General features: G+C 53.3%; 16 protein-coding genes. 10 read left to right on the top strand and 6 right to left on the bottom strand.

Annotation, left to right across the window (positions count from 1 at the left end; all coding sequences use genetic code 11):
• Positions 1-85 precede the first annotated feature (85 nt).
• The 4 genes from SYN7336_RS25580 to SYN7336_RS11865 all read right to left on the bottom strand — a co-directional run bounded on the left by SYN7336_RS25580 (position 86) and on the right by SYN7336_RS11865 (position 2,562).
• Positions 86-1,633 (bottom strand): glycosyltransferase family 39 protein, encoded by a 1,548-nt coding sequence (locus tag SYN7336_RS25580; protein ID WP_162139105.1) that lies wholly within the window; start codon positions 1,631-1,633, stop codon positions 86-88.
• 158 nt (positions 1,634-1,791) lie between these two features.
• The gene (gene brnA, locus SYN7336_RS11875; RefSeq protein WP_017326165.1) at positions 1,792-2,025 is read right to left on the bottom strand and encodes a type II toxin-antitoxin system BrnA family antitoxin; all 234 of its coding nucleotides are present in this window, start codon (positions 2,023-2,025) and stop codon (positions 1,792-1,794) included.
• A complete protein-coding gene (locus tag SYN7336_RS32980) occupies positions 2,006-2,221 on the bottom strand; it encodes a BrnT family toxin (protein ID WP_017326164.1) in 216 nt (71 codons plus the stop codon). The genes brnA and SYN7336_RS32980 overlap by 20 nt, the downstream gene beginning before the upstream one ends.
• Positions 2,221-2,562, bottom strand: coding sequence for a helix-turn-helix domain-containing protein (locus tag SYN7336_RS11865; protein WP_017326163.1), 342 nt, complete (start codon positions 2,560-2,562; stop codon positions 2,221-2,223). The genes SYN7336_RS32980 and SYN7336_RS11865 overlap by 1 nt, the downstream gene beginning before the upstream one ends.
• A 155-nt stretch (positions 2,563-2,717) precedes the next feature.
• Between SYN7336_RS11865 and SYN7336_RS11860 the strand changes: the two genes are divergently transcribed.
• Positions 2,718-3,212 (top strand): cupin domain-containing protein, encoded by a 495-nt coding sequence (locus SYN7336_RS11860; protein WP_017326162.1) that lies wholly within the window; start codon positions 2,718-2,720, stop codon positions 3,210-3,212.
• Positions 3,213-3,294: 82 nt separating this feature from the next.
• Positions 3,295-3,891 carry a shikimate kinase gene (locus SYN7336_RS11855; protein WP_017326161.1) on the top strand — a complete coding sequence of 199 codons (597 nt, stop codon included), beginning with the start codon at positions 3,295-3,297 and terminating at the stop codon, positions 3,889-3,891.
• On the opposite strand, the gene SYN7336_RS11850 is transcribed toward SYN7336_RS11855, so the two are convergent.
• Positions 3,866-4,636, bottom strand: a complete 771-nt coding sequence (locus SYN7336_RS11850) for a hypothetical protein (protein WP_017326160.1) — start codon at positions 4,634-4,636, stop codon at positions 3,866-3,868. The two genes, SYN7336_RS11855 and SYN7336_RS11850, sit on opposite strands and share 26 nt — an antisense overlap.
• A gap of 118 nt (positions 4,637-4,754) precedes the next feature.
• Here SYN7336_RS11850 and SYN7336_RS11845 point away from each other — a divergent pair, with 118 nt between their 5' ends.
• Positions 4,755-5,225, top strand: a complete 471-nt coding sequence (locus SYN7336_RS11845) for a bis(5'-nucleosyl)-tetraphosphatase (RefSeq protein WP_017326159.1) — start codon at positions 4,755-4,757, stop codon at positions 5,223-5,225.
• Here SYN7336_RS11845 and SYN7336_RS11840 read toward each other — a convergent pair.
• Positions 5,212-5,526: a hypothetical protein gene (locus tag SYN7336_RS11840; RefSeq protein ID WP_017326158.1), complete on the bottom strand. Its 315-nt coding sequence runs from the start codon at positions 5,524-5,526 to the stop codon at positions 5,212-5,214. The two genes, SYN7336_RS11845 and SYN7336_RS11840, sit on opposite strands and share 14 nt — an antisense overlap.
• Positions 5,527-5,695: 169 nt before the next feature.
• Between SYN7336_RS11840 and pglW the strand changes: the two genes are divergently transcribed.
• The 7 genes from pglW to pglZ are packed head-to-tail and all read left to right on the top strand — an operon-like array spanning position 5,696 to position 20,551.
• Entirely contained in the window at positions 5,696-9,883 is a 4,188-nt protein-coding gene (gene pglW, locus SYN7336_RS11830) for a BREX system serine/threonine kinase PglW (protein WP_017326156.1), read from the top strand.
• A 12-nt stretch (positions 9,884-9,895) separates the two neighbouring features.
• On the top strand, positions 9,896-13,534 hold the full coding sequence (pglX, locus tag SYN7336_RS11825) for a BREX-2 system adenine-specific DNA-methyltransferase PglX (RefSeq protein ID WP_017326155.1): 3,639 nt from the start codon (positions 9,896-9,898) through the stop codon (positions 13,532-13,534).
• Positions 13,535-13,568: 34 nt separating this feature from the next.
• Positions 13,569-13,868 carry a nucleotidyltransferase family protein gene (locus SYN7336_RS11820; RefSeq protein ID WP_017326154.1) on the top strand — a complete coding sequence of 100 codons (300 nt, stop codon included), beginning with the start codon at positions 13,569-13,571 and terminating at the stop codon, positions 13,866-13,868.
• Positions 13,865-14,236: a DUF86 domain-containing protein gene (locus tag SYN7336_RS11815; RefSeq protein ID WP_017326153.1), complete on the top strand. Its 372-nt coding sequence runs from the start codon at positions 13,865-13,867 to the stop codon at positions 14,234-14,236. The genes SYN7336_RS11820 and SYN7336_RS11815 overlap by 4 nt, the downstream gene beginning before the upstream one ends.
• Positions 14,233-14,400: a hypothetical protein gene (locus SYN7336_RS30830; RefSeq protein ID WP_017326152.1), complete on the top strand. Its 168-nt coding sequence runs from the start codon at positions 14,233-14,235 to the stop codon at positions 14,398-14,400. Before SYN7336_RS11815 ends, SYN7336_RS30830 begins: the two co-directional genes overlap by 4 nt.
• 44 nt (positions 14,401-14,444) lie before the next feature.
• Complete coding sequence (locus tag SYN7336_RS11805) at positions 14,445-18,185, top strand: hypothetical protein (protein WP_017326151.1); 3,741 nt, start codon at positions 14,445-14,447, stop codon at positions 18,183-18,185.
• A complete protein-coding gene (gene pglZ, locus SYN7336_RS11800) occupies positions 18,182-20,551 on the top strand; it encodes a BREX-2 system phosphatase PglZ (RefSeq protein ID WP_017326150.1) in 2,370 nt (789 codons plus the stop codon). Before SYN7336_RS11805 ends, pglZ begins: the two co-directional genes overlap by 4 nt.
• The last annotated feature ends 6 nt before the right edge of the window (positions 20,552-20,557 follow it).

Genomic DNA, 20,557 nt, shown 5'->3' with positions numbered 1-20,557 from the left:
ATGCTTTGCGCTCCGAGCGATCGCCTCTGAAGCCGAAGACAATCGCAGACGAACTCTCAGAAAAATGCCGGGGTAGACCGTTTTTCTACTCGGGCATTTTTTCTCTGAAATCGTACAGCCCAACAGCCGTATTCGGCAGTTGCAGTCGATCGCGTTGTTGGCCGAGGCGATCGAGATCGGCAAACCAAAATACCTGTTGTTCGGGCTCGATGCTGCTGGCGATCGCCCACAGGCGAGATTCTCCCTGCAACTGGGCTAAAGAGTCGATATATTGCTCTCTCGCTGCCGCTCGATCGGCAGTTTTGGGGATGGCTGCGGAACCGAAGATGGCTCGTTCGGAGGTCAGTTCGTAGCGGGGAGCGTAATAAAGGAAGGATTGCTTGGCTTTGGGAAACACGTAGAAGCGATCGCCCGGTTGTGCGCGATCGCGAATGTATTCGATTATTGGCCTGAGATGTTCGATCGCCAGGGGGGATGGGTCGGCCATCAAGCGGATCGAGCGGAGGCTGGGGGGAATGAGTAGGATGGCGGCGATCGCAATGCCGCAGAATTTAATCGGCTGGCGATATCGCCATGTTGTTTGGGCGATCGCCACAATGCCTGTCGATAAAATCAAAATGGCGTAGGGCACTAGAAAGAGGACGAGTCGTTCTCGGAAGGGATATTGGTGCAGGTAGGCTGCCACTAAGGCGATCGCGATTGGGGAGAGCAATACCAAAAATTGAAAGCGATCGCGGCGGTAGTAAGCCACACATCCGCAAACAAAGGCAAATAAAGCAACGCCATCGGCAATGCAGAGAAAACCCATCGGTCGATAGAAGAAGCGGGCGATCGCATCCAAAAGCCAGACAATATCCACAAGCGAATCGGGGTATCTCGATGCCCAAGAAGACGTGAGAGCATCGTTCCCCTTAGCAGGATAAATACTCGATAGATAGAGCAGGATGAAACTCGCAATCCAGGTGCAGTAAACGGGAATTCGGTTGAGAATCAGTGCTTTGAGTTTTTGAATGGAAGTGCTACACCAAGCGACTAGCTCTGCTGCGGCGAGGATAAAAATGGCAGGATAGGATGTCCAAATACTGCAGGCCCCGATCGCCGATAGGATAGCAATTTGCCAATAGTTCCAAAGGCGCGATCGCCAAGCGAAGAGAATGGAAAAGAGCAGCAGCGAGACGAACAAATCGATACTGTAGGGCTTCAGTTCTGTGGAAAAGTAGACGGTATATTTGAGGGTGGCGAACAGGGCGATCGCTACTGTCGCGGAAGCCCCGGACAAAAACTGATAGGTCAGACGATAAAACAAGCACAGCGCAGCAATGCCAGCCAAGAGCGGATAGAGCCTCAAAACCGCCTCGGAATTCCCCAACAGTTGCACGCAAAACTTTTCTATCCACAAAAACAGAGGGGGTGCCGCTTGATTGAAATCCAGCGGCCCCAACAGTTCGGCATAGGAGCGATTGACAATGTTGAGGGCAGTGTTGACTTCGTCCAGCCACAGGGAGCGATTGTCTAGATAGAGCACCAGCCGGATGGCAATGCCAAACAGGAGAAAGGCGATCGACAGGCGTTTGAATCGATCCGCGTTCTGCCGAGCGCCGGACTTCTCTAACACAATTTCCGGAGAGGCCAAGTCTGAGTTACCCAATCGACGAACCGGTCTAGAGTGCTTTTCTACAGCCGCAAGCGAGAGCTGCCAGTTCCCCAATACCGGCATCGCGCCGAGGAGGGATCGCCTCAACATTATCAATCGCGAGCCGTATCATCGAATCATACGCCAGCGAAAACCGGTTACCGACCAGAAGTGTGCTCGATCCGCTCTGCAATCCAAACCTTGATAATAGACTGGCGAGTAACCCCTAAGCGGCTTGCTTCGCGGTCGAGGGTTTCTATCATCCAAATTGGAAAATCAACATTGACCCGCTTCTGCTGGTGGCCGGGGCGCTTCATCTGAGATAGATTCAGATCGTCAATGATGTCTTCCTCGCCTTTGTCAAATTTTTTGTCAAAATCTGCTGCCTTCATACAGTTCTACCTCACGCTTACGAGCCCGCCGTACCGAAATAATTCTGATGTTCTCCTCACGATAAGTAACGACCGCTGTCCATATCTTGGCTCCGATCCTGCCGAAGATGGCGGAATGATAGCACCGCTCTTCACTTGCAAGCGCGATCTGTTGCTTCCCCCAATACCGACCTCGCGCCAGGGGCAGCCCCCACATTATCGATCGCCAGCTGCCTCCGTGCCGGTACCGGGAATCTGTCGCAGCCCCCAACGGGCGATCGCCTTCAGAACTGGACGGAAACTTTCCCCCTTCTCCGTCAAGCAATAATTCATCCGGCGCGAATGACTGCTATAGGGCTGCTTCTCCACTAAACCCGCCTGCTCCAGCAGCTTGAGGCGATTGCTCAAAATATTGCTGGAAATGCCTTCTGGCGATTGCAGAAACTCCTCAAACCGCTGTTTTCCCAAGGCCATATCCCGAATCACCAGCAGCGTCCAGCGATCGCCAATTAAATCCAACGTGCATGCGATCGGACAATCCGAGCGTCGCTCAGTCATCGGTCATCTCCATGAGCTCCATCTCAATCGGAACCGTCCGAATCTCTCCAGTCATCCTTCAGCTTCTCAGCAATTACTTGCATTTTACAAGTGAGTCTGTCACCCTAACTTCTAAGTTGCAATTTACAAGTCAATACGAGAACTGGACTGAATCCATGTCTGAACCCTTACTTCCTTCAATTGGCGGCGAGAACTTTGCGGCGGTCAACCTCGGTCCGTTTGCAGCGCTCGACCGATTTACCTTTGAGCCTGAAGGCAAGCCCTCCTTAGAGGGGAAAGTGTTTCTCAAGCAGGTACTCGCTCTGACGGGAGCAGAAATTTCGCTGAACAAGCTGCCTCCCCGCCGGTCGATGCACTTCTATCACAAGCACCATCACAACGAAGAGATTTATATCTTTCTCGGCGGTCGGGGGGAATTTCAGGTGGACAATCGAGTCTTTGAGGTATCGGAAGGGACTGTCGTGCGGGTGGATTGTGCAGCGGAGCGCTGTATGCGCAGTACGTCGGACGAGGGACTGTATTTTGCCACCATTCAGGTGCGGACAGGGACGTTTGAAGGGGATACGATTCAGGATGGCATTGGGGTTTCCGAGCGGGTGAGATGGGTGGGCAAGCAGTGGTTGGAATGGGGGGATGTTGGCACGAGTTAGAGGCGATCTGCGAACGATACTTGACAGTTTTCCCGACGGTGCCGAATCTGAAATGAATACACCGCTCTCCACTGCCAATTCAATGACTGCATTCGACTGGACTGACCTACGCGATCGCCTGCGCGGCACGAGTGTTTACCTGGTGGGCATGATGGGGGCGGGCAAAAGCACGTTGGGTCGACTGCTGGCCAAAGAACTGGGCTACGGCTTCGTCGATACCGATGCCGCGATCGAAAAAGTGGCGGGCAAATCCATTCCCGATATCTTTGCTGAATCGCAAGAAGCAGGCTTTCGCGCACTCGAATCGCAGGTTTTAGCGGAGCTCTCGCAATTTCCCCGCCTAGTGGTGGCAACAGGGGGCGGCATTGTGGTGCGCAAGCGCAATTGGGGGGAGCTGCGCAATGGCTTAGTGGTGTGGCTGGACGTTCCGGCAGAGGTATTGCACCAGCGGTTGGCGGCAGACGACACCCCCCGACCGCTATTGGAAACGCCCGATCCGGTGGCCACACTGAATGCATTACTGGAGCAACGGCGATCGCTCTATGCCCAAGCCGATGTCTGCATCCGCAGCGATCGCCAGTCTCCGGTCGAACTCTTGCCCCAACTGGGCTATCAAATCCTCCAAACCCTACAACTCAACCCCCCTGAATCCGCTAAGAGCCGTTCAACCGATCCTTGAGTTCCTCATACCGCTGCCGATACTCCGGCTGCGACGGATCGAGCAACACTGCCACCTCCAAACTTTGCAATGCTCCCTGCAGATCGCCACTTTCCAACAGCCGCAACCCATTCGTAAACTTCTGCTGTGCCCGCCCCTGAAAAACCTCAATATTTTCAGCATAGATGGCGGGATAGTTTGCCCGAATGAACTGGGCTTCCAATTCAGAGGTGCGATTGCCGGGGGAGGCTCGAAATCGCCGCAACGCAATCCAGCCCTCGATCTCTTCAAAAAACCGCAAATTGCTACTGCTATCCAACTGCAACTGCACGGCTTCATCTGCCTCTAAGGCAGTCGACAGATAGTTTGCCAGCCATTGCACGGTTTGACCTAGGCGGCGCGCCCGCGCATATTGTCGCTCTTCGATAAATTGTTTGGCGGCGTCGATCGGAACTGCGCTTTGCAACTCAAACGCTAATTCTCGCTGTTCCTGTGCCAACTGCACGCCCAAGGTCTGTTTTGCTGCCTGCGAGGTCAAGCGATCGCGCAACTGATTGGCCTGCCGCAGCGCATCGCCAATCGGCGTTAAGTCATCTCCCGTCAGGGCTGTATCCAATCGCCGCACGACAGCGTCCACCTGTCGCAGCTCGGCAAAATCCAATGCCACGCGCACGGTTGCCCCAATTGAAAGAGCGATCGCCCCTAATGTCAGTACGATCCGAGCGACTTGGCGGGGTTGGGAGGGCCACAAGCGCAGGTGCTGCATCGCATCCGGTTGCAAAAAAGTTGTATCGATAAGCTAAGCTTAGCCCTGTCTCGCTATCCTCGCGAGCGATCGCCCCTCGCAGGATCTCTGCCATTCCTCCCATCCATTGATTGCCACTATGCTAGCCATCCAAGACACCGCCTACGGTCTCGTGCCCATTTGTGCCACCCCCGACGGCCTGCGCTATCTGCTGATTTTGCACAACAAAGGCCACTGGGGCTTTCCGAAAGGCCATAAAGACGAAGGAGAGAGCGATCTGGAAACCGCCTGCCGCGAGTTTCGCGAAGAAGTTGGAATTGACGTTTACGAGATCTTGAGCGAAAAGGTGTCTTTCTCGGAGACCTACCGGTTTGTCAGCAAATCGGGGAATGAAGTGCATAAAACGGTGAAATACTTTTTGGCCCGCATTCCCATCGGACCCGAGGGAGCGCTACCCAACGTCACTATTCAGCCCGAGGAGCTAGCCGACTCTCGCTGGTGTCTGTTTGAGGAGGCAGAGGCATTGATTAGCTTCGATGCAGCAAGGGGGGTACTGCAAGACTGTCAGCGCTATTTGCAGGACAATCCGCTAGAGCTCAAAACGGCGTGATCGCCCGCAGCAGCTTGCGTAGTTTGAGCAGTAGGATCAAGCGCTGCAGTTTGGGGGAAACGCGGGGCCGCGTGGCTTGAGCCTCAATTAGGGTTGCCCGCAGCTCTTCGTATTCACTCGGGGACAAGGCCGTATTGTCGAGGGGCGATCGCCCCCCCCAGATGGGCTGGTTGCGCAACACCTCTTCGGGGATGTCGTCGGGGGGAGGCAGGGCTCTGGCGATGCCCGTCCAGACGCAGGTCATGGCGATCGCCACTGCAGGCAACAGTAGTTTGGGAATGGGACGGCGATCGCGTTGCATAGCAGAATCCTCGCTCTAGCACTAGTGTATAGCTGGATTTGGATGCCAATTATACTCTGGAAACTGCTCTATGACAGCGAAAAAATTGGGCAGCTTATGAAAAGCTGCCCATCAGAATTTAAGATCGGGATTGCGCCTAGCGAAACCCTCCTTTGATTAAACATCTCTTATGCCTGCCCCCTCAAACTGGATTACGGTTGCCGAATCAAATTTCGATCATGAGCGGGAAGCGCTTGAGTTTGTGCGTAGCCAGTTTCCGAGCCATGAGCCCTATCGAGCCTGGTCCAATTTTGAATTTATTGCGTCCGATGGCAGCATCAATGAGGTGGACCTATTGGTCTTTACACCTCAGGGATTTTTTTTGATTGAGATCAAGAGTTGGCCGGGGAAGCTTTCTGGGGATGCGGGTACCTGGATTTTGGAAAGGCTAGATGGGAGGCGTCGCACCTACGATAATCCGATCAAACTGACAAATCTGAAAGCTAAACGGTTGAAGTCTTTGTTAGGACGGCAACGCGCATTTAAGGGCAGAAAAGGGTTACCTTTTATTGAACCATTGGTGTTTCTATCGTCAGATCGATTAACGCTAAGTTTACCGGTTGAATCACGTCATGGAGTTTGCTTGAAGGATCGCCCCAGAGAAGGAAAAAAACCGGCTCGAACTGGTATTATGTCGGCGATTATGCGGCGAGAATGTCAGGGCTTAAGACCGCTGAGAGATACCTATAGCCGCCCGATTGCCAAGCTGATCGGTCAGGCGATGGAGCAGGCGGGGATTCGTCCATCCCAGAAATTGCGGCAGGTTAGCGACTATGTGCTGGAGAAAATTATTGATAGTGGACCCGGGTATCAAGATTGGTCGGCAACCCACACACAAATAGAGAAAACGAAACGACGAATTCGATTTTATCTGGTGCGGCGCGAGGCGTCTGCAGATGATAAGGCGATGATTGAACGGGCGGCGAAGCGGGAATTTCAGTTGCTGGAGTCGTTGCAGCATCCAGGCATTTTACGGGCCTACGGTTTGAGTGAGCACGAGCTGGGACCAGCACTGGTACTGGAACATGACCCTACGGCAATTCGCTTAGACCATTACCTGGCGCAACGGCAAGAGCCTTTGGGTATTGATGTGCAGCTAGATCTGATGCGTCAGATTGCTGAGGCCATGCGGTTCGCCCATGAGCAGCGGGTGATTCACCGGGGGATAAATCCTAGAAGCATTTTGGTCAGAGAGTCTCGGGCGGGCTACCCCAAGACTCAGATTATCAACTGGCAACTGGGCTATCGGGCGGGATCGGCCTCGATGGGGGCAAGTCATGAAGTCACGGCGACAGACCATGTGGATCGGCTGGTGGAGGATGTGAATACGGCCTATTTGGCACCAGAAGCCCTGAATGATGCGGACTTTATTGGCGAGCATCTGGATATTTTTTCCCTAGGGGCGATCGCCTTTTACTTATTCTCGGGTCTGCCGCCAGCCGCCAATGGCTTAGAGCTGAGCCAAAAACTGCGAGAAACCAACGGCTTACAAATTAGTTCGGTGTTGAATGGTGCGCCGGAAAGTTTGCAGCATTTGATTTTGGATAGCACCCATCCGAATGTGGACTACCGGACAGAGACGGTGGCTGATTTCCTGGCGAAGTTAGATGAGGTGGAGGAAGCCCTGACTGAGCCAGAGAATTCTTTAGTAAACAACCCGAATGATGCACGGCAGGGGGATGTTCTGGCTGGTCATTTTAAGGTGCTGAAACGGTTAGGCCAGGGGGCCTGCTCGGTGGGCTTCTTGGTTACTAAGGATGGCAAAGAAAACGTTCTGAAGGTGGCCAATGACCCAGAGCATAATGGGCGGATTCAGGATGAGGCGGAAGTGTTGGCTCAGTTACGGCACTCTCACATTGTAGATTTTGAACACAGGGTGGAAGTCGGGAATCGGCTAGGGATTTTAATGCAACCGGTACTGGTGGAGCGCGACAAGTACCGAATTGAGACCCTGGGACAACGCTTGCGCAAGGAAGGCCCCCTGCGGATCGATCTGCTCCAGCGGTTTGGCGAAGACCTGTTAGATGTGGTGAAATTTTTAGACGAGCAGGGTATCAGTCACCGAGATATTAAACCGGACAATATTGCCATTGGACAGGTGGGGCGCGGAGATAAGCTGCACCTGGTACTGTTTGACTTTTCCCTGTCTCGTGCTCCTAGAGACAATATCAAGGCAGGCACCCCAGGTTATCTAGACCCGCTGTTGATTTTGCGGCAGCCACCCCAATGGGACTCTTACGGAGAACGGTATGCGGCGGCGGTGACCCTCTACGAAATGACCACGGGGACGCTGCCAGTGTGGGGCGATGGGGTCACCGATCCGTCTTTTGTGGAGGGTGAGATTACGCTGGAGCCAGAGCGGTTTGAGGCAACCCTGCGGGAGCGACTGACAGCGTTTTTTGAAACTGCCTTTAGGCGCAAAATCGAGGAGCGGTTTGACAATGCTGAGGAAATGCTACGAGCTTGGCGACAATGCTTTGAAGGGATTGAAGAACCTGGGGCGTTGCTGGAAACAGAGGATGAATCGGCCCTAAAGACATTGTTGGCAGGAGCAACCTTTGACACCCCGATTTTAGAGCTAGCACTAGGCACCCGCTCGACCAATGCTCTGGATCTGGCCAATATTTTAACGGTGAAGGATTTGCTGAAAACGCCGCCTCGCAAATTGCAGCGGCTCCGGGGGGTAGGCCATAAAACCCGCCGGGAAATTTTGGCGGTGACCAGGGTGCTGCGGGCAGAGTTGGGTACCCCAACTCTGAGCGATCTGGGTAGCGACACGGCAGAAGCTGACTTAGCAGCTCAGGAAGCTTCGGGTAGCCTCAGTGTCGATCGGTTAGTCCAGCAAATTGCCAAGCCTAGTAGTAAGGATGGAGCGTCGGCCCAACGGACTTTGGAGGCCCTGTTGGGACTCAATGACACGTTTGATGACTGGCCCAGCCAGACGGATATGGGCCGATCGCGGGGACGCATTGGCCAGTTGACCAGCAAGTTTCAAAAGCGGTGGTCAAAGATGCCAGCGGTGACCCAACTACGAAACGATGTGCTGGATATTCTGAAGCAGGCCGGAAGAGTCATGACGGCTGGGGAAGTTGCGCTGGCTTTGCTGATTGCCCGAGGGTCTTTGACGGACGATCCCCAGTTGCGGACGCGGCAAGCGATGGCTCTGCTGCGGGCTGCAGTCGAAGTAGAACGCTGTATGGTTAACCCGCGATTTGTGGTGCAGCGAGGGGGGAAAAGTATTGTGGTGGCGGTAGATGTGGACTGGGCGACCTATGGCAGTAAGCTCGGCGAAGAGGCGGATCGGTTGGCCCAAGAAGATCCGCTGGTTTCTCCAGATCGGGCCATTCAAGCATTACAGGAGATTGCTCCACCAGCCGAGGCTACCCCCTTACCCGAGCGACGCTTGTTGCAACTAGCGGCAGCGGCTTCTCAGGGGGCGGCGCTATCGAGTCGTCAGGAGTTATATCCCAGGGATATGGAGGCTGAGCGGGCCTTACGGCTATCTCAGGGGGCGTTGTATGGGGTGCCGTCATTGACGGTGCAGCAGGTGAAGGCTCGCGTTAGTGGCCGCTACCCGGAGGCCGCTAAATTACCCGAACGGCCAGATCTGGATGGGCTCTTGCAGCAGTTTATCCCTGCCCTGACCTGGGATGCTAGGGCGGGGTGTTATGTGAACCGAGCTAGGGAACATCTGTCTCTGAGTAGCAGCACCAGTTTTGCTCGGCTGCCTACTGGTGCTTTTTCTGAGGATGGGCAGGAGATGACACCGGAGGAAGCTGATGCCCGATTGCTGGAGGATAGACTCAAGCGGGGAATTAAGGAGGGCTCGTTCCTGGCGTTGTTGGTCAACCCCAAGTGCTATCAGCGGGCTCAGCAGGAGCTATGCGATCGCTTCCCGGTGCAGTTGGTGGACTATGAAGCATTGTTTCTTGACGCCTTGAAGCGGGTGGCGGATCGGGCCAAGGTGAAGTGGGATCTGGTGTTGCAGGCGGATGCCAATCCGAATGAAGGGGATTGGGACAAGCTAATGCTATTGGTGAGGAGGGCGATGCCTTTGGTGGAGGCGGAACTGCTGAAGGCAACCCAGACGATTGTGCTGATCTATCCGGGGTTGTTGGCGCGGTATGACCAGATGACGTTGCTGGAGCGGCTGCGGGAGAAGGTGGGCCGGGAGGATGGCATACCGGGGGTGTGGTTGCTGTTGCCCAATCAGCAGCAGGCCACGATTGATGGCAAGGCTGTGCCGTTGTTGAGTCCGGGGCAGCGGGCAAAGATTACGGATGAGTGGTTAGAGAATCGCCATCGGGCAAAGATTTAAGGGGATAACATCATGGTCGATCGCGGACTGTTGCTGAGTGGCTTGCAAAGGGTTGTGTCACTGCTAGAAAAGGATTTAGCAGAGCGGAGTGACTTAGCGGAGGTGCCGGAGGTCGGTGAAACTCTGAGGGTGGAGTATGACAGGGCACAGAGGGCTGAGCGGACTGCGCTGAGCTATGGGCAGTGGCGTGCGGATTATGCCACTCAAGTGGCGGTGGCCTGGGTGTTGGGGGCGGTGTTTGCTCGGTTTTTGGAAGATAACGGCTTGGTGGAGTCACCTCGACTGGCTGGACCTGGCGACGGTTTGCAACGGGCTCGGGACGAGCATGAGCTGTACTTTCGGGCACATCCGACGGAGACGGATCGGGACTATCTGCTGGCGGTGTTTCGGGAGCTGGGTCGGTTGCCGGGGATGGGGGCAATTTTTCTGGATCGTAACCCGCTGTTTGAGTTGCCTAACTGGTTGAGTGGGGATGCGGCTGGGGTATTGCTACGGTTTTTTCAGACGATTGATTCAGCAACGGGCACTCTGGTTCATGATTTCACTGACTCGGCTTGGGATACGCGGTTTTTAGGGGATTTGTATCAGGACTTGTCGAAGGCGGCGCGGAAGAAGTATGCGCTGTTGCAGACGCCAATTTTTGTGGAGGAGTTTATTCTAGATCGCACTCTGGACCCAGCCATTGAGGAGTTTGGGTTGCAGGATTTTCGCACGATCGACCCGGCTTGTGGGAGTGGTCACTTTTTGTTGGGGGCGTTTGAGCGGATTTTGGATCGGTGGCAAAGGAAAGAGCCTGGGACTTATGTGCGGGCGTTGGCGCAGCGGGCGTTGGATGCTGTGCATGGGGTGGATGTGAATCCTTATGCGATCGCCATTGCTCGGTTTCGGTTGTTGTTGGCGGCGATGAGGGCGAGTGGAATTACGAAGCTGAAGAATGCGCCGGGGTTTAAGTTTAATTTAGCTTGCGGGGATTCGTTGTTGCATGGGGAGGGGAGTCAGTTGGTGCTGGGGGATTGGGCACCGATGTCGCATCATTTTCAGACGGAGGATATTGCGGCGCTGAATGGGATTTTGCGAGGGGAATATTACCATGCAGTGGTGGCCAATCCGCCGTATATTGTGCCGAGGGATAAGGCATTAAATGCGGCCTATCGGGAGCGGTATGAGGCTTGCCATCGTCAGTACTCACTGGCTGTGCCGTTTATGGAGCGGATTTTTGGTTTGGCGGTGAAGGGTGGGTTTACGGGGCAGATTACGGCGAACTCGTTTATGAAACGAGAGTTTGGTAAGAAGTTGATTGAGACATTTTTTCCTAAGGTGGATTTGACCCATGTGATTGATACGAGTGGGGCTTATATTCCAGGGCATGGGACACCAACTGTAATTTTGTTTGGGCGGAATCGGGCTCCGGTGGCGAGTGTGATTCGCACGGTGATGGGAATACGGGGGGAGCCGAGTACACCGGAGGATGCGGCGCAGGGGTTAGTGTGGTCTGCGATTACTGAGCAAGTAGATGTAGAGGGTTCGGAGAGTGAGTTTGTGAGTGTGGCAGATTCGCAGCGGGAGTTGTTTCATAAGCACCCGTGGAGTATTGGAGGTGGAGGAGCAACTGAGTTAAAAACTGCCATTGAGAAATTAAACATCAAAAGACTAAAAGATGTGATTGAGACTATATGTTCTTTATGCCTCACTCGTGCTGATGACACTTACTTGATGCCGAATGGCGTACTTCCTCGACGAGGAATTAAACCTGAGCATCAATTAGTAATGATTCAAGGTGAGCACGTCCGAGACTGGGGCATCTATGAACCAGAGCATGTCTTATTTCCATACAATGAGGAATTGAAGCCTGTATCTGAAGAAGATGGTCTAGCCGTTCATCATTTCCTGTGGCCTCATAAGGAAAATCTCTGGAGAAGACGTGAACTTGGTGGGGATCATCGAGAATTGAATCGAACTTGGTGGGAGTGGAATCGTTTTCTAACTCATCGGTTTAGAAATCCAAGATCGATCGCATTTGCCTTTGTCGCTACCCACAACCACTTCGTCCTAGATCGCGGTGGCAAAGTCTTCAAGCAATCAGCGCCTGTGATCAAGCTGCCGGAGGGGGCTACTGAGGATGAGCATTTGGGGTTGTTGGGGTTGCTCAATAGTGCGATCGGCTGCTTTTGGATGCAGCAGGTCTTTCATAATAAAGGTGGACCTGGTGGCGCATCCTCTAAAGATGAAAAATGGCATGATTTCTATGAATTTGATGGAACAAAACTAAAACAGTTTCCTATTCCTAAGCAATATTCTTTAAGGATATCAAGTCAAATAAATGAACTTGCAGGTCTTCTTGATTGTTATACTCCTGCTCAAGCCTTAGGCTTGTATAGTAAGCATAAGGATCTATTGAAGGATTATCGAGAAAAAAGAATTCTCATACTCCAGAAGATGATTTCACTCCAAGAGGAACTGGATTGGGAAAGCTATCAGTCATATGGACTATTGCAAGAATCGCCCACTAGTCGATCAGAACCACCTCCAATTGATATTGGACAAAGAGCCTTTGAAATTGTTATGGCTCGACAAATGCGAGATGGAAAATTACAAACTAAATGGTTTGAGCGACTAAATGCGGTATCAATTATAGAGCTGCCAATTGATTGGCCTGAGAGCTATAAAAAAGTTGTTCAGGAGCGTATCAGTCTCATTGAGAAAAACAAGAATATTCGGCTAATCGAACAAACAAATTATAAGCGCCGCTGGAACACCGAACCCTGGGACTCCCAACTCGAAAGAGCCCTCCAAACCTGGCTTCTCAATCGCATCGAAAGCTACTTCGACTTCGATGGCCGCATGAACGATGACGGCATCCCCACCGCCAAACTCCCCGATCCCACCCTCATCTCCACCGCCAAACTCGCCGACATCACCCGCCAAGACCCCGACCTCCTGCAAGTCGGCGAACTCTACCGCAACGACCCCGCCTTCAACCTCCAAAAACTCATCGACGAACTCATCGACAAACAAACCGTCCCCCTCCTCCCCATCCTGCGCTACAAAGACTCCGGCCTGCGCAAACGCCAAGACTGGCAACACACCTGGGCACTGCAACGCCAAGAAGACACGATCGACGCCCGCACCCACCTGTCCAAAAACGACCCCAACCACCTCGACAGCACCGCCGCCAAACGCCAAAAAGAGCAAGACATCGGCACCATCCCCGTCCCTCCCAAATACGCCACCAAAGACTTCACCAAAACCCACTACTGGAAACTGCGCGGCAAACTCGACGTCCCCAAAGAACGCTGGGTCAGCTTCCCCCACTGCGAAGGCCCCGACAGTTTCCCCGTCATCGCCTGGGCAGGCTATAACCACCTTCAACTCACCCAGGCCATCAGCATTTACTACATCGAAGTCAAAGAAAACTTCGGTGGTCGCGACGACCCGCGCCTACTCCCCCTGCTCAGCTGCCTGCTCGAACTGCTACCCTGGCTCAAACAATGGCACAACGACCTAGACCCCACCTATAACCTCAAAATGGGCGACTACTACGAAGGCTTCATCCAAGACGAAGCCCGCCAAATGGACAAAACCCTAGATGAGCTCCGCGCCTGGAAGCCACCTAAAACCCAAGGCAAACAGAAGCGTAAAAGACAAAAGTAATTCTGCTCCACAATGGAAAATAAAATCGACCCCTATGGACCCCCTGGAAACCCTCAAAACCCAACTCACTCAACTGAAGCCAACCCTTCAGAAGGACTACCATATTAGCCAGCTCGGTATTTTTGGCTCCTATGTACGGGGCGAGCAAACCGACGACAGCGATGTCGATGTCTTAGTCGAATTCGATCCCAACTTTCGATTTGGGCTATTTACCTTCTGCCATCTCGAAAACCAACTCAGCGATACCCTCGGCAAAAAAGTCGATCTAGTGATGAAAGATGCCCTCAAAGCCAACATCGGCCAAAGGATTTTGCAGGAGGTTATCTATCTATGACTAGACGAGATAGTCGCGACTATCTGCAAGATATCTTGACGCATATTGCCGCAGCCGAACGATTCGTAGACGGTATGGCCTTCGACGAATTTGAAGCCGATGAAAAAACCATCTTTGCACTCACCCGCGCCATTGAAGTCATCGGCGAGGCCACCAAGAAGCTTCCGACCTCCCTCACAGAGCCGTACCCAGACATTCCCTGGAAAGGCATCACTGGTATGCGAGATAAGCTAATCCATGCCTACTTCGGCGTCAAGCTAGACGTCCTATGGACCACCTGCCAGCAAGATTTACAACGACTAAAACCTATCATTCAGGCCATGCTCAACCAGGCAGAAAACGACGCTCAGGAGTCAGACAAATCATGACATTAGAGCCATTCATTCAAAACGTTCAACCCTTGAGCCGTACCGAAAAACTACTGCCGATGCAAGTGTTAGTCAATCAACCGCTTGCGGAGGAAAGCATTGCCCAGTCCCCAGAAGAATACCTGACACAGCAGGATATCAATAAGCCAGAACAGAGTCCATAGACTTACATCACCTTTTATCCTAAACGACTAGCTGTAGCCCTCCCATGACACTCATCAAAGACCTGATCGACATTCCCGAGCGCGTCCAAAAAGGCGACTTCGTTCTCAAACTCACCGAAGGCGTCATCCACCCCGAAGCCACCTTGCGGGACTACGTCGTCACCCCCGAACTCAAAGACTGCTTCGATAACGCCCTCAGCTTTATTCAAAGCGCCATCCAAAGCAACAGCAGCAAAGCTAGCTACCTCCACGGCAGCTTCGGCAGCGGTAAAAGCCACTTCATGGCCGTCCTCAACCTAATCTTAAAAGGCATTCCCGAAGCCAAAAGCATCAGAGAACTAGCCCCGGCTATTACCAAACACAACGACTGGATTACCGGCAAGAAATTCCTACTGGTGTCCTACCACGCGATCGGTGCCCGCGATATGGAGTCGTGCATCCTGGGTGGCTATGTAGACTTCATTCGCCGCAACCATCCCGATGCCCCTATCCCCGGCGTCTATCTGGCCGAAGGGCTCTTTCGGGATGCCCAAAACCTGCGGGTAAGCATTGGCGACGAAGCCTTCTTCAGCCAACTTAACGAAGGGTCCAGTAGCGACAGCGGCTGGGGGGAGTTAACCGATGGCTGGAATGCCGATCGCTTTGAATCTGCCACGATCGCGGGTCCTGGCGATGAAGAACGGTCTCAACTCATCAGTGCCCTAGTCAAGCAATTCTTTAGCTCCTACGACGTACAAGCCGGTGCCCAGGGCGAAGCCTTTGTCTCCCTCGATCGGGGATTATCGGTCATTAGCAAACATGCCAAAGCCCTTGGCTACGATGCCTTAATCCTGTTTCTGGATGAACTCATCCTCTGGCTGGCCAGCCGCGCTACCGACCTGGCATTCATTCACCAGGAAGGCCAAAAACTCTCCAAACTGGTTGAAGCCCAGCTAGCCGATCGCCCCATCCCCATCATCAGCTTTGTAGCCCGTCAGCGCGACCTCAGCGAACTGATCGGCGACTCTATCCCCGGTGCCGAAAAGCTTAACTTTAGCGATGCCCTCAAACATTGGGAAGGCCGCTTCCATCGCATCACCTTGGAAGACCGTAACCTGCCTGCGATCGCCGAAAAACGAGTCCTCAAATGCAAAAGCAAAGCGGCCCGCGAAGAACTCGATGCCGCCTTCGCACAAACTGCTAAGGTGCGCGAATCGGTGATGAATACCCTGCTTACCAGCACAGGCGATCGGGAAATGTTCCGCAAGGTGTATCCCTTCAGCCCCGCCCTGGTGCAGACCCTAATTGCCGTCTCCAGTGTGCTGCAACGAGAACGCACCGCCCTAAAGGTGATGATGCAGCTCCTAGTCGATCGTCGCGAGAACTTAGCCGTTGGCGATATCGTCCCGGTAGGCGACTTGTTTGACGTGGTGGCCCACGGTGACGAAGCCTTTAGTCCCGAAATGGCGATTCACTTTAACAACGCCAAACGGCTCTATCAGCAAAAGCTACTGCCCGAGCTAGAGAAAACCCACGGTCGTCTGGAAAACCTTGAAAAACTGCCCCTCAACGCTCCTAAATGGCTCGCCTTTCGCAATGACGATCGCCTGGTGAAAACCCTCCTGCTGTCAGCCCTAGTCCCTGAAGTAGAGTCCCTACGAGGGCTCAACGCCGAACGGCTGGCCAACCTCAACCACGGTACGATTAAATCCCCCATTCCCGGACGAGAAAGCCATGAAGTGCTGCGACGTTGCCAAAGCTGGGCTGCCAGCATCGGCGAGATTCGCATTGGCGAAGAACTGTCTAACCCCAGCATTTCGGTGCAGCTTTCTGGGGTAGATACCGACACCATCCTCAAGCAAGCCGAACGGGAAGATAATCGAGGCAACCGCGTGCGCCTGGTTCGAGACCTGGTCTATGCCCAGCTCAACATTCAGGGAGAATCTCAGTTCGAGCAATACCACGAGTTCACCTGGAAACATACCAAGCGCTCCTGTGTGGCGATCTTTGGCAATATTCGGGAACTGCCCGAAGCCTCTCTAGAAAACCTGGACGAATGCTGGAAGATCGTCATCGACTATCCCTTTGATGAACCAACCTTTTCCCCCAAGGATGACCGCCAAAAGTGTGAATCCTTCAAAGAGAGCCATCCCGAAGGAGCCAAAACCCTCTGCTGGATTCCCTCATTCTTTAGCGAAGATGCCCAGAAAGATCTCGGTACCCTGTTGATTCTGGAATATGTGCTCGCGGGGGAACGGTTCTCAGGATATGCCAACCATCTCTCTCCCCAGGATCGACAAACCGCTAAATCCCTGCTTGCAAACCAGCGCAGTGTACTGCGACAGCGGGTCAAGAACCACCTGGATGCTGCCTATGGCATTAGCAAAGTTCATGAGTCTTTAGATACTTCCGCCAGTCTGGAATTGCATGAGCAGTTTGTCTCTTTACAGGTAGGGTTCGACCTGCAACCCCCAATGGCAGCTAACCTAGCCGCTGGCATGCACCATCTGCTAAAGCAGGCCCTCACCCACGAGTTCCCAGCAGCACCGGACTTTGAAGCAGATGTTAAGACCAGCAACCTACAAAAGATTTACCCGTACTTGATTCAGGCTGCTCAAACCGCCGATGGTCGTGTGGAGGTCGATCGGCCAGTGCGTCCCCTGCTACGCCAGATCGCCAATCCTCTGATGCTCGGTGAAATGGGCACCGACGCCACCCATTTTGTGCTGGGGCAGCATTGGAAGCATCACTTTACGAAAAAGATCGCTGAATTAGGGGGCATTCCACAAGTGAGCCAGCTTCGCCAGTGGATGGACCAACCCAAACCCATGGGCCTTGCCAAGGAGTTGCAAAACCTGGTGATTCTCACCTATGCAGAGCAAACCGGACGCAGCTTTTTCCGCCACAATACCCCTATAGATGTCACCCTCAAAGAGATTCTCAACGACTGCGAACTGCGGGAGCAAAAGCTCCCGGACGAGGCCGATTGGACCGTTGCTATCCAACGGGCAAAGGAGATCTTTGGCATCTCTGTCGCCACCTTGCGCAAGGCCAGTACAGTCTCTGAGCTAGAGACTAAAGTGCAAGCTAAGTCCGCAGCTGCTTTGGACAATTGTCAGGGCTATGTGCAAGCCTTGCAAGATAGTCTGGATACCCTAAATTTCGATAAGACCTGTGACCGAATGTCCACCGCGAATACCACCCTAGCGATGCTGGAACGTCTTCATGCAGCAAAGCCTGAGGATGTGATAGAGGCGTTGGCCGAAGCGGCGATCGCCACTTCGGCATCCGCTATGGCTGAATGTCTGAAAAAAGCCGCCACCCTCACCGGCACCTTAGAGAGCGTAAGCTGGGATATTTTCCAAGGCATTGACGCCCTCACGGACGAGCGTCAGACTCAAGCGCAAACCATTCTAGATAATCTAGCTAAGGCTCTCAGCAGCGACGAGCATGCAATGGGATTAGGGCTACAACTCAAGCAATCCCAAAACCAGGCCGTTAGGCTGCTGACCCAGCAGCCCTCAAAACCACAGCCGCCAACACCTCAACCAGTCTCCCCCCAACCCGTAGCACCACCGCCAGTGCTGCCAGTAACCCCATCCAAGCCTCAACCCATAGAGGGTAATCAAGGCGCGACCCATCCGGTAGAACCCATTCCCCGGATAGTCAGTGAGGAGAGTCAAACGGATCTGGGGCTTAAAGCAGCGGAAGAACTCTTGATCGAATTAGGCACAAAACTCAAAGCAGGTCAAACTGTGCGATTGAGTATCAGTTGGATGATTGAGGAGGGCGATCGCAACGCATGATATCTGCTCCTACCTTCAGCCAAATCAAAGCCCAGGTCACCGCCATTTTGCAACGGTCACCGAATAGTCAGGTCATCGGCATCCATGCCCAAGGCCGCTGGACGGGCGATCGCCAGCAATTTGACGGCGATCGATGCTATTCGATCGATCGATGCGACTCCCCTCTGGCAATGCGCATCGCCCTCCAAAAAGGACACCGAGAACGAGAAGCGGACGGCACTTGTAAGCACGCCGTCCAAGTTTTAGTCACTCCACTGGCAGAGCAAGATCTAGCAGAAGATATCCTCATGCGCTTAGCCAAACAGCGCCTGTTTGCGATCGACCCCTGGCAAATCGTCAAATCCCTCTTCCGCGCCACCAATATCGACCCCCGCCTCATCCCGCATCAGTGGATTCCTGAAGCTCTAATGGAGTGGATGCCCGCCAACCGCTATTCCCCTGTTATGGGAGGCTTCCTCGATGCCGAAATCGTTTGGCCCCTCCTGCTTCAACAGAGCCTTCACCTGCAAGCTAATCGGCCTGACCTGGTGGCTATTCTGCAATGGTCAGCCAATCCAGACCATGTGGCACGATATCAGCAGGCTTCTGAAGAATTTCAGAGCGCTGCCTGTAAATGGCTGATCGGCTTGGCAGGCTCCACCACTGAGACGATCCTTCACTGCGTGGCCCACAACCCAAGACCAGACGCCCTCCCTCTGGGACTGGCCGCTGAGGTGATGTATCACCCCGCCACCCAAAATAAGCTAGATAAAGCCATTGGCAAACTCGAAGAACGGTTCCTGGCGGGGCTTGCCCCTCAGCCTAGTGCTATGCAAATTTGGAGCACCGCTGCCCAGAAAGCCCTGAAATTATTGCCTACCGATGCCCAACAGGCCGCGATCCAACGTAGCGATGCTATTCTCACAGAAATTGGAGCAGAGGACTTTGCCTATCTGAGTACTGTCTCTGAGCAAGGGCTTAATCAACACCTAACAAACCTGAGTCAATATCTGTTCGCGCTGATCGAAAGGCCCACCCAAGCAACTCTGGATAAGCTGAGCCAGACGTATCACACGATCAAGAGCCATCAACGAGCCATTGAAGATCTCAATAGTCGTCGGTTACAGCGCCTCGATATGGCTCTGCGTCTAGCTCAGTGGATAGTTAATGCCAAAGCATCACCTCCAAGCGAGCCAAAATCTCTAGAAGATGCGATCGCCTATCACCTTAGAGAAGGTGGCTTCATCGATTGGGCCAGATTAACCTTGCCTTTAGCCGAAACCCACCGAGAACTCTCCACAGCCTACGGCAAACTGTTTGACACCGTCACCACGATTCGAGAAACCCAATCCCAACGATTTGCCAAACTGCTTAAAGATTGGACAGCCATCGGCTCCACCCGCAAGTCGGTCTTACCCGTTGAACAGGTTCTTGAAACGATTGTCGCTCCCTTAGCTGAGACAAATCCCGTCCTATTCATTGTGATTGACGGTATGAGTCTCGCCGTTGGTTATGAGTTATTGTCTGACCTCACCCAACGGAACTGGAACCTGATTCACCCTGAAGCTCAAGACACCCCCATACAAGCAGGGTTAGCCACCATCCCCTCTGTAACAGCTGTATCCCGCACCAGTCTTTTTTGCGGTCAACTACAACAAGGGCAAGCCAACCAGGAAAAACAAGGCTTCACCAAACATGCCACCTTGCTTAAACATTGCAAACGCAGTGCCCCCCCACTCCTGTTTCATAAAGCTGCTCTCCGGGCAAGCGACAATCCTATCCTCTCTGAGGAGCTACATAGCGCAGTGGAGTCCGATAAGCATCAGATTGTAGGCGTGGTCATCAACGCCGTCGATGACCTGCTGAGCAAAGGCGATCAGGTCGATACTGCCTGGACGTTTGCTCGTATCAAAGTACTGCAACCCCTTTTGCAGGCAGCCCAGAATGCTAAGCGACTGGTCATCTTAACCAGCGATCACGGCCATGTGTTGGACAATGGAGCCCAGTACCAATCAGCTAAGGGCGGTGAACGCTGGCGTATCGATAACGGTAACCCTAGCGACCAAGAGCTTCAGCTCGCGGGAGAGCGTGTCATCGCCTCAGATACCACTTCGGTAATCGTGCCCTGGACAGAAAAACTCCGCTACTGCCGCGAAAAGAAAAATGGTTATCACGGCGGAATTACTCCCCAAGAAACGATCGTCCCCATTGCAGTGTTAGCTCCTACAGGCACTTGCCCTCAAGATTGGCGAGAAACAACCATACTCCCACCATGCTGGTGGGACACTACTCCGATCGATACACCGGAGCCAACACTGTTTAAGGACTCACAATCAACACAAAAAAATGCTGACCTTGGGCCTCTATTTAACGTGAATTTGGTTTAAGGTTGA

Origin of the sequence: Synechococcus sp. PCC 7336 (genome assembly GCF_000332275.1) — a bacterium.
Taxonomy (GTDB): domain Bacteria; phylum Cyanobacteriota; class Cyanobacteriia; order Thermostichales; family PCC-7336; genus PCC-7336.
The sequence above is the reverse complement of the archived record's forward strand: the minus strand, read 5'-3'. Positions and strand labels throughout refer to the sequence as shown.

What these genes read in the sequence shown, in the direction of transcription:
- SYN7336_RS11815 (WP_017326153.1), top strand. Translation starts at nt 13,865, where the DNA reads ATGACTAGACGAGATAGTCGCGACTATCTGCAAGATATCTTGACGCAT.
- SYN7336_RS11865 (WP_017326163.1), bottom strand. Translation starts at nt 2,562, where the DNA reads ATGACTGAGCGACGCTCGGATTGTCCGATCGCATGCACGTTGGATTTA.
- SYN7336_RS11855 (WP_017326161.1), top strand. Translation starts at nt 3,295, where the DNA reads ATGACTGCATTCGACTGGACTGACCTACGCGATCGCCTGCGCGGCACG.
- SYN7336_RS11850 (WP_017326160.1), bottom strand. Translation starts at nt 4,636, where the DNA reads ATGCAGCACCTGCGCTTGTGGCCCTCCCAACCCCGCCAAGTCGCTCGG.
- pglZ (WP_017326150.1), top strand. Translation starts at nt 18,182, where the DNA reads ATGATATCTGCTCCTACCTTCAGCCAAATCAAAGCCCAGGTCACCGCC.
- SYN7336_RS11805 (WP_017326151.1), top strand. Translation starts at nt 14,445, where the DNA reads ATGACACTCATCAAAGACCTGATCGACATTCCCGAGCGCGTCCAAAAA.
- SYN7336_RS11845 (WP_017326159.1), top strand. Translation starts at nt 4,755, where the DNA reads ATGCTAGCCATCCAAGACACCGCCTACGGTCTCGTGCCCATTTGTGCC.
- SYN7336_RS32980 (WP_017326164.1), bottom strand. Translation starts at nt 2,221, where the DNA reads ATGTGGGGGCTGCCCCTGGCGCGAGGTCGGTATTGGGGGAAGCAACAG.
- SYN7336_RS11860 (WP_017326162.1), top strand. Translation starts at nt 2,718, where the DNA reads ATGTCTGAACCCTTACTTCCTTCAATTGGCGGCGAGAACTTTGCGGCG.
- SYN7336_RS11820 (WP_017326154.1), top strand. Translation starts at nt 13,569, where the DNA reads ATGGACCCCCTGGAAACCCTCAAAACCCAACTCACTCAACTGAAGCCA.
- SYN7336_RS11840 (WP_017326158.1), bottom strand. Translation starts at nt 5,526, where the DNA reads ATGCAACGCGATCGCCGTCCCATTCCCAAACTACTGTTGCCTGCAGTG.
- brnA (WP_017326165.1), bottom strand. Translation starts at nt 2,025, where the DNA reads ATGAAGGCAGCAGATTTTGACAAAAAATTTGACAAAGGCGAGGAAGAC.
- pglW (WP_017326156.1), top strand. Translation starts at nt 5,696, where the DNA reads ATGCCTGCCCCCTCAAACTGGATTACGGTTGCCGAATCAAATTTCGAT.
- SYN7336_RS30830 (WP_017326152.1), top strand. Translation starts at nt 14,233, where the DNA reads ATGACATTAGAGCCATTCATTCAAAACGTTCAACCCTTGAGCCGTACC.
- pglX (WP_017326155.1), top strand. Translation starts at nt 9,896, where the DNA reads ATGGTCGATCGCGGACTGTTGCTGAGTGGCTTGCAAAGGGTTGTGTCA.